Origin of the sequence: Chryseobacterium cucumeris, assembly GCF_016775705.1 — a bacterium.
GTDB classification, from domain to species: Bacteria; Bacteroidota; Bacteroidia; order Flavobacteriales; family Weeksellaceae; genus Chryseobacterium; species Chryseobacterium cupriresistens.
This window is the reverse complement of record NZ_CP068760.1, coordinates 3963194-3975546: the sequence shown is the minus strand read 5'-3', so window position 1 is coordinate 3975546 and position 12353 is coordinate 3963194. Positions and strand designations below refer to the sequence as shown.

Sequence of the window (12353 nt, the reverse complement as noted above, 5' to 3'; positions counted from 1 at the left end):
AAAGGCAAAATAAGATGAGAAATATTCCTCAGAACTATTTCGTCTATTATTAATCCATTCAACTAGTATTTTAGTTGATTAAAAGCTGTGTGAGATAAAAATTAAGATCTCACACAAGGCTTCTGTTAACAATGGAAAATGATAATCTTCTGTTCTCCCGCCTGAGAAGTGTGAGAAGCAGAAAAAGAGCAATTAGAAAAGATGTAGAAAAGCAGATAAGAAAAAAATATCGACGTAGTGAAGAACTTTGGGAAATCAGACGAAATACCCCATGGATTCTTTTGGATAAACCTTATCAAAGAGGATTTGTAAGATTCTTTGTGGTAAGAGAAGATGTCATGAGATCCAAAGACGGAGAATTCTTTGAAGGAATACTGAAGAAAATTAATACCTACATGTATTCGGAAAGCCGCCGGTTTTTAAAAAAGAAAAGAAAATTCGGGCGGAGAATATATGTAGAGAGAGTACAGAAACTTCAGCATATTTCTTCATATTCCTGGAATGACCCGAAGCTGGGACTTACAGCAAGAGAAAGACAGTATTTTTTGAAACAGGAAGAATACTGCCCGGCCCGGAAGTCTTATGTTCCTTACTACGAATTTATTGAACCATGGAGGTTTACACTGCGTACAAGACCTAATATGATCACCCATTATAAACCTGTAAACTTTGAATTGGAAAAAGAGTGTGCAGAACTGGACGATTATTTAGGGCAGCATAAAATTGTAGGAATTATCAACAAAACAATGTATGGTAAGTCATCTTCATGGAAAAGCAAAAGAGAAGATATTCCACTTATTAAAAGCAGGAAATTTGCTACCTGCAAAATGTCTGCAACAGAGATTGCGGAAAGCTTACAGGACTTATAAGTCCTACTGTTATTTAAAACAAAAACAATGGGAAATTTAAAACTAAAAGGAAAAGATATATTAAAACTGGGCTATCCAAATAATCAAAGCATAAACGTAGCATTGGAAGTCATGAAAAGAAATTTTGCAACGAAGAATATTCACCACGTAAAATCTCTTTTAAAGGAAATCCTGCTGAACCCGGAAGAATTTGAAAAAGATCTCACCTTCGGACAGATTGCAGAAACCCTGCTTTCATCCAAAAAAACTGAAAAGCGGATGCTGAATTCCCAGCGGGCTTCATTTCAGATTTTTGGTACTAACATTTCAGAGGAGGCAAAAAATCAGCTATACACTGCCTTGAAGCTGCCAATTTCAACTCAGGGAGCATTAATGCCAGATGCCCACAGTGGTTACGGCCTTCCTATCGGTGGAGTTCTGGCGGTGGAAAATGCAGTAATCCCTTATGGAGTAGGAATGGATATTGGCTGCAGAATGAGCCTCAGTATTCTGGATACGCCCGTTTCATATCTTGAAGGAGCGAGAGATAAGTATGAAAAAGCGCTTGCTGAACATACAAAGTTCGGAATGTATGAGACCCATAAATCTCACATAGACCACGAGATTTTCGACAGAGATACATTCGATATGATCCCGATCTTAAGAAGATTAAAGGGTAAAGCCATCAAACAGATGGGATCCTCAGGCGGGGGAAATCATTTTGTAGAATTCGGGGAAGTGGAAATCACCGAAGAAGATGAACAGATTGGCCTGCCTAAAGGAAAATATCTGGGAATACTTTCTCACAGCGGTTCAAGAGGTCTTGGAGCTGAGATAGCCCAGTATTACTCAAGAGTGGCAACAGAACAGTGTCCATTACCAAAAGAAGCACAAAACTTCGCATGGCTGGACCTCAGTACACACCTGGGACTGGAATACTGGACGGCAATGAACCTTGCCGGAGATTATGCTTCAGCCTGCCACGACGATATTCACAGAAGGCTGGTAAAAGCGGTCGGTGGAAGAGTAAAAGCCAGAATTGAAAACCATCACAACTTCGCGTGGAAAGAAATCCATAACGGAAAAGAAGTGATTGTTCACCGGAAAGGAGCCACTCCTGCCAATGAGAATGAATTGGGAATGATTCCCGGATCCATGACGGCGAAAGGATTTATCGTTCGCGGAAAAGGAAACCCGGAATCCCTGAACTCTGCATCTCATGGAGCCGGAAGAGCGCACTCAAGAGGGGAATGCAGAAGCCTTTTCACCCAGCATGATATCAAAAAAGAACTGAAGCTGAAAAATGTCACACTGATGGGTGGAAATGCAGAGGAAGCACCAATGGCCTACAAAGACATCAATGAAGTGATGAATGCACAAAGTGAGCTGGTAGACATCCTGGGAACATTCCAGCCACGAATTGTGAGAATGGACAGGTAATTAATCTAATACTTTACAACCTTACAGGTTTCAAAAACCTGTAAGGTTTAGTAAAATGTAACAAAAAAATGGAAAAATTAATACAGATCACTTCAGGAAGAGGTCCTTTGGAATGCCAGTGGGTGGTAGCCAAGGTTCTGAAGAGCTTTCTTGAAGAGGCAAAACATAATACAATAGAGTATGAAATCATTCATCGTGAAAACGGTGATGAAAATCTGACCTTAAAATCAGTGACTGTACTTTTAAAAGGAAAAGATGTAAACCCGTTTCTGAAAAGCTGGCTGGGAAGCATTTGCTGGATTGGAAAAAGTACCTTCAGGAAGCTGCATAAAAGAAGCAACTGGTTTATCGGAATTTTTGAATTGGAAAATGTTAAAATGATTGATTTCAATGAAAAAGATATCAGATTTCAGACTGCGAGGAGTCAGGGAAGCGGAGGGCAAAATGTAAATAAAGTGAATACTGCTGTACGCGCCACTCATATTCCCACGAAAGAAACTGTTTTTGTGCAGGATTCCCGCTCACAACTTGAAAATAAAAAGTTATCGGTTATCAGATTAAAAGAAAAGGTAATGGCGGTTTATATTCAACAGTTGGAAAGAAAGCTGAAAGAAACCTGGTCTATGCAGATCCAGGTGGAACGTGGAAATCCGGTTCGTACATTTTCAGGAACAGATTTTAAAAAGAATTATGAAGACAGGACATTCAAAAAACAAAGGAATGCCTTGAAAAATGAACTTAAAAACTACAATAATGACCTTAACTAAAAGCAAATATTATTTTGAAGCGTTAGACTACTTTCCATTCAATCTTTCTGAATGCATGGATGCACTGAACTACGCGTTATCTTATGAACCTGAAGATGCAGACAGCCTTTGTCTGATGGGAAGAGTATATTCTGAAGAATTAAAGGATTATGAAACAGCAAAGAAGTACTTTAATGAAGCCATGCAAAGTAATATCGGGAATATCAATACTCCCCAATATTATATTGAATGTCTTTTGAATAATGAAGATTATGAAGAAGCAGAAAAGCTGATTGACTTTGCTCTGAATTTAAAAGGTATTGACAAATCGGAAATTCTGAACTGCCAGTCTTTTCTTCATGAAAGAAACTTTGAGTACAAACAGGCTTTAGGTGTCCTGAAAGAAGCTAAAAAATTTGCTTACAGCAGAGCAGCACTTGAAATACTTGAAGATAGAGAAAAGATGATTGAAGGTAAAATGCCCCGCTACAAGGATCAAAAAGAAGGAGGAGACTAAATAAATCTCCTTTATTTGATAAAAATAGCTGATTATGCATGCATTAATTCAAAAATCACCGCCTTCAAAAGTTAAAATTGTAAAACAAAAACTTAAAAAAAATAAATAATATGATTAAAAAAAATCAGAAATATCGAAATATCGGTGTTTTTTGTGATTTTATTTTTTTTATAAGTTGTTAGCAGGTAGTGTTTTATATATTTATCTACCTAAAAAACAAATATGAATAAAAATTTTTTTCTAGTACCGTTTTCGGTGGCAGCATTTTTTGCTTCCGAAAATGTTTGTGGCCAAAATTCTTCGGAACTTATTCAGGAGTATTATCACAATAACGGGCAGATAGCACAAAAGAGTAAAAGTGATGCATCAGGAATTATTATTCTGAACGAAGATCTTTCCAAAAGTCTTGGAGCCAGAATTGTAGATGTGCAGCAAACCTATAATGGGCTTAGAGTCTATAACGCTATGGGAAAAGTAGTTATCAGGGAAAATAAAATTATTTCTGAGAAAAATGAATTTAAGAGGAATATTGTTGTTGATAGCTATAAAAATATCACTGCAAAATTTTCAGATGATCTTATCAAAAGTAAGCTGGGGCTGAAAGATATTTCTGAAATAAATTACTCTGATGATGTCTACTTCGAGAATAATAAGGTATACAAACTTGCAAAAGAATTATTTGTTTCTGACAAGAATTCTTCCGATGTATGGCATGTAATAGCTGACGCAAATACAGGTGAAATACTCACTAAAGATAATATGACAGTGAGTTGTCGTTTTGAGGGTGCTGAGTATGAAGATAATAGTTCTGAAGAACCGGCAATGTCTCACCTGGCATATATGGCACCCGCTGAAAGAAAGGAATATATAAAAATACCCGGAAAGCAGGTTCCGGATAATGCATCTTATAACGTGTTTCCGTTACCGGTAGAGGCTCCTACATTTGGAGCCCGCTCTATAATCAGTAACCCATGGGATCTTACAGCATCTCCCGAAGGCTGGCATTCTGACGGAACCAACAGCTATACCATAACACGGGGAAATAATGTTTACGCATATTCTGATCAGAATGATACCAATACAGCGGGATACTCTCCGGACGGCGGAAGCTCACGTATTTTTGATTTTCCTTTTGCTGACGGAAGATATGATAATCCCTTCACCTATAAAGATGCTGCTATCACCAATTTATTTTATATGAATAATAAAATGCATGATCTGTTTTATAAATTCGGATTTACAGAATCTGCCAGAAACTTCCAGACCAATAATTTTGGAAATGGCGGTATGGGAGGAGATGCTGTTAATGCAGAAGCTTTTGACGGAAGCGGTCTTAACAATGCCAATTTTAGCCCTGGCTATGAAAAAATTGTCAACGGACAGCCACAGGTGAAGGCAGGTAGAATGCAGATGTATCTATATGACAGGCTGCAAACAGCAGATGACCCCGTAGTAAGGTATCAGTACAATTCTCCTGCTTCTGTTGCGAGCAGACCTAAAGTAATGACAGCCGGAGCATCGTTTGGCCCTTTGTATCAAGCTCCCGTAACAGGAGATCTTGCTATTCCGGTACCTGCTGATGCCTGTACTGCACCGGCCGCCGGAAGCCTGACCAATAAAATTGCAGTCATCACAGCTGCTAATTGTGAATATAGTCTTAAAGCCCTCAACGCACAGAACGCAGGAGCTCTGGGTGTCATTATGTATAAACCTTCTTCCGATATACCAAATTCATTGGCGGCAGGTACTTATGGAGGACAGGTCACCATTCCTACTATCAGTATAGGAAAAACAGAAGGTTTATACTTGACCGGGCAGTTGAACAACGGAAATACAATTAATGTAACTCTTAATTTTGATTATAGTGGTTTCAAGAATGCATGTTTTGATAATGGCACTATGGCCCATGAGTATGGACATGGAATATCCAACCGAATGACCGCGCAGGGATACAGTTGTCTCTCATCTACCAACAGCACAGAGCAGATGGGTGAAGGCTGGTCTGATTTCTTTGGGCTTATGGTGACTGCCAGACCCGGAGACACTTCAGCTGTTCCCAGAGGACATTCAACTTACACGAAAAACGAGCCTATAACAGGAAATGGCAACAGATTAGCGAAATATTCTCCTGATTTTAGTATTAATAATTATACTTACGGAAAAACAAATACAAATACAGAAGTCCATCAGATAGGGTTTATATGGGCAACAATGCTTTGGGACCTGGCCTGGAAGTATATCGAAAAATATGGATACAATAATGATCTACTGGCCAGCAATACTTCCGGAAATGCAAAGGTTCTTCAGATTGTCATTGATGGGCTTAAACTGCAGCCGTGCAGCCCCACTTTTATTGATGGAAGGGATGCTATTCTGCAGGCTGATGTAATAGGAAATGGAGGGAATGATAAATGCCTGATCTGGAATGTATTTGCAAGAAGAGGACTTGGGGTGAATGCATCCGCAGGCTCCAAAACGGTTGCTAATGATCAGGTAGAAGACTTTACGATACCCGCTGAATGCAGCACAGCTTTGGGGACTCAGGAAATTAAAAAAACAGGATCCAGGTTTATTGTATTCCCAAATCCTGCTTATGATGAATTTTTCGTAGGAAATATAGAGCAATCCCTTAAAGAAGTTAAAATTACGATGTTTGATATGTCTGGTAAATTAGTATTGACGGACTCCAGAGAATCAGGGTCGAAGAAAGCTGTCTCTGTAAAAGGGCTACAAAAAGGAGTTTATATGGTTCATATCAGCCAGGGGAATCAGTCTCAGGTTGAAAAACTTATCGTAAGATAGCAGCAGGTACCAATTGGGTGAATAAAAAATAAGCTTTCCTTAGAAAGCTTATTTTTTATTCGCAGAAATCAGATAATCATACACCATTTGATGCTGGTCATCAGTAAGCTTAGCCTTTGGAGCCATTCTGCTTAAAGTGTTGATCCACCCTTTGTCGTCATGTTTTGTTGGTTCCGGCAATTTATGGCATTTTGCACAGGAATTTTCAAAAATGGTCTTTCCCTGCGCCAGCTGCTCAGATGAGGTGTACTTTGGCCCTGTTACAGCCACACTTTTTGGTCCGCAGGATACCAGAAATGCAGATGCCGCGATACCTGTTAAAATGAATTTTTTCATATCTATTTTTGTTTGATGAATTACTTCTGTACAGAAACAATATAATCATAAACCCATTGGTGCTGCTCATCCGTCAGTTTTGCTTTGGGAGCCATAGAATTCATGATTCCTACCCATTGTACAGGTGTATGTGAAGCAGGATCCGGCAATTTATGACATCTTCCACAGGAATTTTCAAAAATAGTTTTCCCTTGGGCAATCTGTTCTGCAGTAGACGTTGAAGTTCCTGCAGCAGCAGTAGAGGTAGCAGCTTTCGGCGTACAGGAAACCAGTAGAATACCGGTAAACGAAGCCGCAGCGATGAGTTTTTTCATGTTTCTTTTTTTGAGATATAACAAATGTAATAAATTCCTTAAGCCTTTGATACAGGGTGTTCTAGTTTTAATTTAGAAGAAATAAAAATTGAATTCATACAAGACGGAAAATTATAAATGAAGATAATTGATGTCTTTTAACTCATCATTATGGAGCGGCTATTGACCATTCCCATTTTAATTATTAATTTTGAATCAATGAAATTTTCTACAGAAGAGTTAATAGAGGGAATACAATCAGGAAACAAACGCCTGATTGCAAAAGCTATTACATTGGTTGAAAGCAAAAAAGCAGAACACAGAGTACAGGCAGAAGAACTTTTAAAGAAAATTATGCCTCTTACCGGAAACTCTGTGAGAGTAGGAGTAACGGGAGTTCCCGGAGCCGGCAAATCTACTTTTATAGAAAACTTCGGACGCCTTGTTATTACCCAGGGAAAAAAGGTTGCCGTTTTGGCTATTGATCCCAGCTCGGCAATTAACAAAGGAAGTATTTTAGGGGATAAAACCAGAATGGAAGAACTGGCCAAAGAAGAAAATGCCTTTATACGCCCTTCCCCAAGCTCCGGGTTTCTCGGAGGAGTAGCCAATACCACTTTTGAAATCATGATGATCTGCGAGGCTGCAGGATACGATTATATTTTAATAGAAACCGTTGGAGTAGGACAGTCAGAAGTACTGGTTGCTGATATTACCGATGTTTTCTTATTCCTTAAAATCATTGGTGGCGGAGATGAACTTCAGGGCATAAAAAGAGGAATCATGGAAATGGTGGATGTTATTTTTATCAATAAAGTGGATCAGGATAACCTTCAGAAAGCTAAAAATACAAGACTGGAATTAAAAAGAGCTCTGGACTTTATTCCTCCTAAAGAAAAAGGCTGGAAGATCCCTGTGCTATTAGGCTCTGCTCTTCATAACGAAGGACTGCAGGATGTCTACGATAAAATATTTGAATTTATTGATCTCAAAAAGAAAAGCGGCCGTTTTGAAGAAATCCGTGTTCAGCAGGCTGAAAAGCGATTCGAATATTGGGTCCAGGAATATATTTTATCCCTGATGAAAAAAAGCAATTCGGTAGAGGAAGCTTATCATATGCACAAAAAAAATGCTTCAGCCATGGTTTCCAATCCAAGTACTGAAGCAAAATTATTTGTTGAAAAATTTTTATCTGATCAAAAAAGGGATTAAAGGATTAAAGCTTCTCTTTTTCCTGTTTTACTTCAGTTTTTGAAATATATCCGTCATAAGTAATGGGCTGCCTGTCGCTGCTTCTCATCGATACGAAGGCTTTACCATTTTTAAAAATTTCTATATTCACTTCATCTACATTTCTTGCATCTTTAGGCTTGAATTTTAAAGTCCAGGTTCCCTTTTTATTCTGAGTTTTAGTTACCGTAAAATCTTTTGAGGTAAATCTGTAGCTGTTATCACTTGTACTTCCGTAAGTTGGATTGAAAAGCCTTCCAAAATAAGGCAGTACCACATCCAGTGTATTTTTACTTACATCAATGGTATAATCTCCATTCAGATTAAGCATTCTCGTTGCAGTAGCATTGGGCATAGAGTTCATGACATTGATAACATCATAATTGGTAGGATTGGCTCGTTGTGCATAGAAGGTAAACTCCTGGGAATTTACTAAAGTATCCACTGTTTTCGAATCTAATGAACCTTGTGATGCACAGCTCTGAAATAAGAACAGGAATCCAAAAATCATCAGTAAAGAAATATACTTTTTCATAATGAGATAATTATTAATTTTAAACAGCAAAATGTATGCAAATATTTTCTTTAAGAAATATTTTGGAATAAAAATTGTTAAGGTTGAATTATTAACACTCAAACTATGAAAGTTACACATCTATTAGGAATGGGAGCTATTGCTCTGTCGGCTGTTGCCTGTACTACAAATCCGATTACAGGAAGATCTTCTTTACAACTGGCCAACAATTCGGAAATTTTAACAATGTCTTCACAGGAATATAGAACGACATTGTCTAAAGGTAAAGTGATTACCGGTACGGCAGATGCAAAGAGAGTGGTAAATGTAGGAAACAGAATCAAAAATGCAGCAGAAAGATATTATCAGAGTATTGGAAGATCAGCGGATCTTGCCAACTATAGCTGGGAGTTTAATCTATTGCAGAGCAACGAGCTGAACGCATGGTGTATGCCTGGCGGTAAAGTAGCAGTTTATACCGGAATATTGCCGGTAACAAAAGACGATAACGGACTTGCCGTTGTAATGGGACATGAAGTTTCCCACGCATTGGCAGGCCACGGAAACGAAAGGATTTCTCAGGCAATGGTAGCCCAGTACGGAGGTGCAATCCTGGGAGGAACCATCTCCAATGCGCAATGGGCCAGTGTTTTCCAGAAGGTATATCCTATCGGATCGCAAGTGGCTTTACTGAAATACGGAAGAGGGCAGGAATCTGAGGCAGATGAAATGGGACTTTATCTGATGTCTATGGCCGGATATGACCCAAGAGCAGCCATTCCTTTCTGGAACAGAATGGAAGCAGCTTCTTCGGGAGCAAGGCAGCCTGAATTCTTATCTACCCACCCAAGCCCGGAAACAAGAATTTCAGATATCAATAAAGATCTTCCGAAAGCTTTAGAATATTATAAGGCTGCGGGAGGAAAATTATAATGAAAATTTTAATCTTGAGTAAAGCCTTATTAAATTTTTAGTAAATTTGGTAAGGCTTTTTTTATAAACACCTAAACACAATATTATGAAGAGTTTATCAATTACCGGACTTATACTTTTAGCAGTTTCTGCATTACTTTTCTATCTGACAACCGATTTTGCCGTAGAACAAATAAAAATTTCCCACATTATGGGAATAATGGCAGGAATAGGTATAGGACTTATCATTGGAGGAATGGTAGGATATGTAAGTAAAGGAAGCGCTATCAAAGCGGAACAGAAAAGAAAAGAATTCAAACAGCTGCAGAAAGACAAAGAAGAGCTTGAAAAACAAGCGGCAGAAATTGCAAAACGCCAGGCTGAGCTTGAAGCACAAAATAAAAACCCTCAAATTTAAATTTGAGGGTTTAAAGTTGTTATTTTCGATATTAAATTAGAATTTATATCCTAAACCTACCATAAACAGATTAGGCCTGTTATCATATCTGATTTCCGTACCGGAAACTCTGTTGATGAAATTTCTTTCGTCTTTACTGAAAGCACCTTCATATCTTGCATTTACAATAAGTTTTTTGATTTCAAGCTGTGCACCAAACTGGTATCCTACAGTAAAATCATTTTTAGCATTTTCTTTGAAATCGTTGTAAGTATTGTCTTTATTTAAGTTAAAACTTCCTACAGGTCCTACAAAAACGCCCAGCATATTCCCTAAAAGGTTATATCCTAAAAGAACCGGAACATCGATACGGTTGCTTTTTACATCAAAAGTAGTGTTCTCTGTTGTAAACTCATTTTTGAAGTGAGTGTAATAGATTTCAGGCATCACAAACAATGAAGTAGGAAGACCTACTTTTAATGAAAGCCCAACGTTGAAACCTACATTATTTTTACCTGTTCCTTCAATTGCATCATTCACTGTTCCTTTGATATTGGACCATGAAGGAGAGCCTGTCGGAAAAATTAAGTTGGCTTTACCTGCCAGTGAAATCTGTGCAGATGCCCACATTGAAAACCCTAATAACGCTATACTAAGTACCTTTTTCATTATCGTCTATTTTTGTATTTGTCGTTTCAATCGTTTTATTATTCTCAAGTAAATATTCTCTCAGCTCTTTAAACAGTTCTGAAGAATAAACGAAGTCAATCAGGTTTTTATTGCCTGCAGTAATCAGAATGTCTTTGTTGCCTTCCCATTCTTTGATTCCCAGTCTTAGGTATACAATTTTCTCGCCAATCGTCATTACAGAGTTCATATCGTGGGTATTGACAATGGTTGTGGTATTGTATTCCTTTGTGATCTCGTAAAGAAGATCATCTATTACTTTTGATGTATAGGGATCAAGTCCCGAATTGGGTTCATCACAGAACAAATATTTGGGATTGTTTACAATTGCTCTCGCAATAGCAACCCTTTTCTGCATTCCCCCTGAAATTTCAGAAGGATATTTCTTTTCAGCTTTATCAAGGTGTACTCTTCCTATTACTTCAAAAACCCTTTTCTTTTTTTCTCTGTAGGTAAGATTGGTAAACATGTCAAGAGGAAACATAATGTTTTCTTCAACAGTTAAAGAGTCAAATAATGCGCTTCCCTGAAAGACGGTCCCGATTTCTGAACGGAGATGCTGTTTTTCATCTCTGGTCATCGTATTGATATCTTTTCCATCAAACAGAATTTCTCCTGATGAAGGCATATATACATTCAGTAAACTTTTTAAAAACACAGTTTTTCCTGAACCACTCTGTCCAATAATCAGGTTTACCTTTCCTTTATCAAATGAAGTTGAAATTCCCTTCAATACTTCAACATCTCCAAAACTTTTCTTAAGATCTTTTACCTCAATCATCAGCTTAATATTAATTGGGTTAAAATTAATTCGGAAATGATAATGAATACCATTGTCCATACTACCGCCTGTGTACTGGCTCTACCTACTTCCAATGATCCTCCTTTTACGTTATATCCGAAATAAGAAGGTACTGTGGCAATGATGAAGGCAAAAACAGTTGTTTTGATAAATGCATAATAGATAAACAGATTGGGCATATACATTTGGATTCCCACTATATAATCGTTCTCGGTCCAGTTTCCGGTCAGAATTCCGGCAATATATCCTCCGCCGATACCAAATACTATACTGATAGCAATAAGAAGAGGGTTAAAGAGAACACAGGCAACAATTTTAGGGAAAATCAGAAAATTCGGAGAGTTTACTCCCATGATATCCAGAGCATCAATCTGTTCGGAAACCCTCATTGTTCCAATACTGGATGCAATATAAGACCCTACTTTACCCGCAAGAATCAGACTGATAATGGTTGGCGAAAATTCCAGAACCAATACAGCCTTTGTAGCGTATCCTACAAATGAAGTAGGAATAGGAAAAGAAGAAGCATCAAAGTTGTTGAACATCTGAATAGCAACTACAGCCCCCACGAAAATAGAAGTGAAGACTACAAGCCCGAAAGAATTTACTCCCAAATCATTAATTTCTCTCATGAACAGCTTCCAGAAAACCCTCATTTTCTGAGGTTTCTGCAGGGATTTTCCCAAGAGGATTATATATTCCCCTATTGCTGTGAAAAACTTTTTTAACATACTGCTAAATTAGACTTTTTTATTTAATTGGGCTACAGTCAAGAATAAGACCAAAGCCTGGTTTTGTGTTAAAATTATTTCAATATAATCTTATCCCG

General features: G+C 37.9%; 14 protein-coding genes. 8 read left to right on the top strand and 6 right to left on the bottom strand.

Features of this window, described 5'->3' with window-relative positions; genetic code table 11:
- Positions 1-131 precede the first annotated feature (131 nt).
- From JNG87_RS17770 to JNG87_RS17750, 5 genes are all read left to right on the top strand, one after another.
- The gene (locus JNG87_RS17770; RefSeq protein ID WP_202840052.1) at positions 132-869 is read left to right on the top strand and encodes a hypothetical protein; all 738 of its coding nucleotides are present in this window, start codon (positions 132-134) and stop codon (positions 867-869) included.
- A 27-nt stretch (positions 870-896) separates the two neighbouring features.
- On the top strand, positions 897-2288 hold the full coding sequence (locus tag JNG87_RS17765) for an RtcB family protein (protein WP_202840049.1): 1392 nt from the start codon (positions 897-899) through the stop codon (positions 2286-2288).
- 68 nt (positions 2289-2356) lie between these two features.
- Positions 2357-3055, top strand: coding sequence for a peptide chain release factor H (prfH, locus tag JNG87_RS17760; RefSeq protein WP_202840048.1), 699 nt, complete (start codon positions 2357-2359; stop codon positions 3053-3055).
- Complete coding sequence (locus JNG87_RS17755) at positions 3042-3551, top strand: tetratricopeptide repeat protein (RefSeq protein WP_202840046.1); 510 nt, start codon at positions 3042-3044, stop codon at positions 3549-3551. The genes prfH and JNG87_RS17755 overlap by 14 nt, the downstream gene beginning before the upstream one ends.
- 222 nt (positions 3552-3773) lie before the next feature.
- Positions 3774-6353: a T9SS-dependent M36 family metallopeptidase gene (locus JNG87_RS17750; protein ID WP_202840044.1), complete on the top strand. Its 2580-nt coding sequence runs from the start codon at positions 3774-3776 to the stop codon at positions 6351-6353.
- A 48-nt stretch (positions 6354-6401) separates the two neighbouring features.
- Here JNG87_RS17750 and JNG87_RS17745 read toward each other — a convergent pair whose 3' ends face one another.
- Together JNG87_RS17745 and JNG87_RS17740 are read right to left on the bottom strand one after the other, a co-directional pair.
- Positions 6402-6689 (bottom strand): c-type cytochrome, encoded by a 288-nt coding sequence (locus tag JNG87_RS17745; RefSeq protein WP_202840042.1) that lies wholly within the window; start codon positions 6687-6689, stop codon positions 6402-6404.
- Positions 6690-6709: 20 nt separating this feature from the next.
- The gene (locus JNG87_RS17740; protein WP_202840040.1) at positions 6710-7003 is read right to left on the bottom strand and encodes a c-type cytochrome; all 294 of its coding nucleotides are present in this window, start codon (positions 7001-7003) and stop codon (positions 6710-6712) included.
- Positions 7004-7201: 198 nt separating this feature from the next.
- Here JNG87_RS17740 and meaB point away from each other — a divergent pair, with 198 nt between their 5' ends.
- Positions 7202-8194, top strand: coding sequence for a methylmalonyl Co-A mutase-associated GTPase MeaB (meaB, locus tag JNG87_RS17735; protein ID WP_202840038.1), 993 nt, complete (start codon positions 7202-7204; stop codon positions 8192-8194).
- Between the two features lie 4 nt (positions 8195-8198).
- On the opposite strand, the gene JNG87_RS17730 is transcribed toward meaB, so the two are convergent.
- Complete coding sequence (locus JNG87_RS17730; protein ID WP_110009934.1) at positions 8199-8747, bottom strand: DUF4251 domain-containing protein; 549 nt, start codon at positions 8745-8747, stop codon at positions 8199-8201.
- Between the two features lie 105 nt (positions 8748-8852).
- On the opposite strand from JNG87_RS17730, the gene JNG87_RS17725 reads away from it, so the two are divergent.
- Together JNG87_RS17725 and JNG87_RS17720 are read left to right on the top strand one after the other, a co-directional pair.
- Positions 8853-9659, top strand: coding sequence for a M48 family metallopeptidase (locus JNG87_RS17725; protein ID WP_110009933.1), 807 nt, complete (start codon positions 8853-8855; stop codon positions 9657-9659).
- A gap of 85 nt (positions 9660-9744) precedes the next feature.
- Entirely contained in the window at positions 9745-10056 is a 312-nt protein-coding gene (locus JNG87_RS17720) for a hypothetical protein (RefSeq protein WP_110009932.1), read from the top strand.
- Positions 10057-10092: 36 nt separating this feature from the next.
- Here JNG87_RS17720 and JNG87_RS17715 read toward each other — a convergent pair whose 3' ends face one another.
- The 3 genes from JNG87_RS17715 to JNG87_RS17705 are packed head-to-tail and all read right to left on the bottom strand — an operon-like array spanning position 10093 to position 12255.
- Positions 10093-10704 (bottom strand): outer membrane beta-barrel protein, encoded by a 612-nt coding sequence (locus JNG87_RS17715; RefSeq protein ID WP_202840036.1) that lies wholly within the window; start codon positions 10702-10704, stop codon positions 10093-10095.
- Entirely contained in the window at positions 10688-11503 is an 816-nt protein-coding gene (locus JNG87_RS17710) for an ABC transporter ATP-binding protein (RefSeq protein WP_002983922.1), read from the bottom strand. Before JNG87_RS17710 ends, JNG87_RS17715 begins: the two co-directional genes overlap by 17 nt.
- Positions 11503-12255, bottom strand: coding sequence for an MlaE family ABC transporter permease (locus tag JNG87_RS17705; protein WP_110009930.1), 753 nt, complete (start codon positions 12253-12255; stop codon positions 11503-11505). Before JNG87_RS17705 ends, JNG87_RS17710 begins: the two co-directional genes overlap by 1 nt.
- Between the last annotated feature and the right edge of the window lie 98 nt (positions 12256-12353).

Excerpts from the sequence above, each read along its gene's own strand:
- JNG87_RS17770 (WP_202840052.1), top strand. The coding sequence starts at position 132 with ATGGAAAATGATAATCTTCTGTTCTCCCGCCTGAGAAGTGTGAGAAGC.
- meaB (WP_202840038.1), top strand. The coding sequence starts at position 7,202 with ATGAAATTTTCTACAGAAGAGTTAATAGAGGGAATACAATCAGGAAAC.
- JNG87_RS17755 (WP_202840046.1), top strand. The coding sequence starts at position 3,042 with ATGACCTTAACTAAAAGCAAATATTATTTTGAAGCGTTAGACTACTTT.
- JNG87_RS17725 (WP_110009933.1), top strand. The coding sequence starts at position 8,853 with ATGAAAGTTACACATCTATTAGGAATGGGAGCTATTGCTCTGTCGGCT.
- JNG87_RS17765 (WP_202840049.1), top strand. The coding sequence starts at position 897 with ATGGGAAATTTAAAACTAAAAGGAAAAGATATATTAAAACTGGGCTAT.
- JNG87_RS17720 (WP_110009932.1), top strand. The coding sequence starts at position 9,745 with ATGAAGAGTTTATCAATTACCGGACTTATACTTTTAGCAGTTTCTGCA.
- JNG87_RS17745 (WP_202840042.1), bottom strand. The coding sequence starts at position 6,689 with ATGAAAAAATTCATTTTAACAGGTATCGCGGCATCTGCATTTCTGGTA.
- prfH (WP_202840048.1), top strand. The coding sequence starts at position 2,357 with ATGGAAAAATTAATACAGATCACTTCAGGAAGAGGTCCTTTGGAATGC.
- JNG87_RS17730 (WP_110009934.1), bottom strand. The coding sequence starts at position 8,747 with ATGAAAAAGTATATTTCTTTACTGATGATTTTTGGATTCCTGTTCTTA.
- JNG87_RS17740 (WP_202840040.1), bottom strand. The coding sequence starts at position 7,003 with ATGAAAAAACTCATCGCTGCGGCTTCGTTTACCGGTATTCTACTGGTT.
- JNG87_RS17705 (WP_110009930.1), bottom strand. The coding sequence starts at position 12,255 with ATGTTAAAAAAGTTTTTCACAGCAATAGGGGAATATATAATCCTCTTG.
- JNG87_RS17750 (WP_202840044.1), top strand. The coding sequence starts at position 3,774 with ATGAATAAAAATTTTTTTCTAGTACCGTTTTCGGTGGCAGCATTTTTT.
- JNG87_RS17715 (WP_202840036.1), bottom strand. The coding sequence starts at position 10,704 with ATGAAAAAGGTACTTAGTATAGCGTTATTAGGGTTTTCAATGTGGGCA.
- JNG87_RS17710 (WP_002983922.1), bottom strand. The coding sequence starts at position 11,503 with ATGATTGAGGTAAAAGATCTTAAGAAAAGTTTTGGAGATGTTGAAGTA.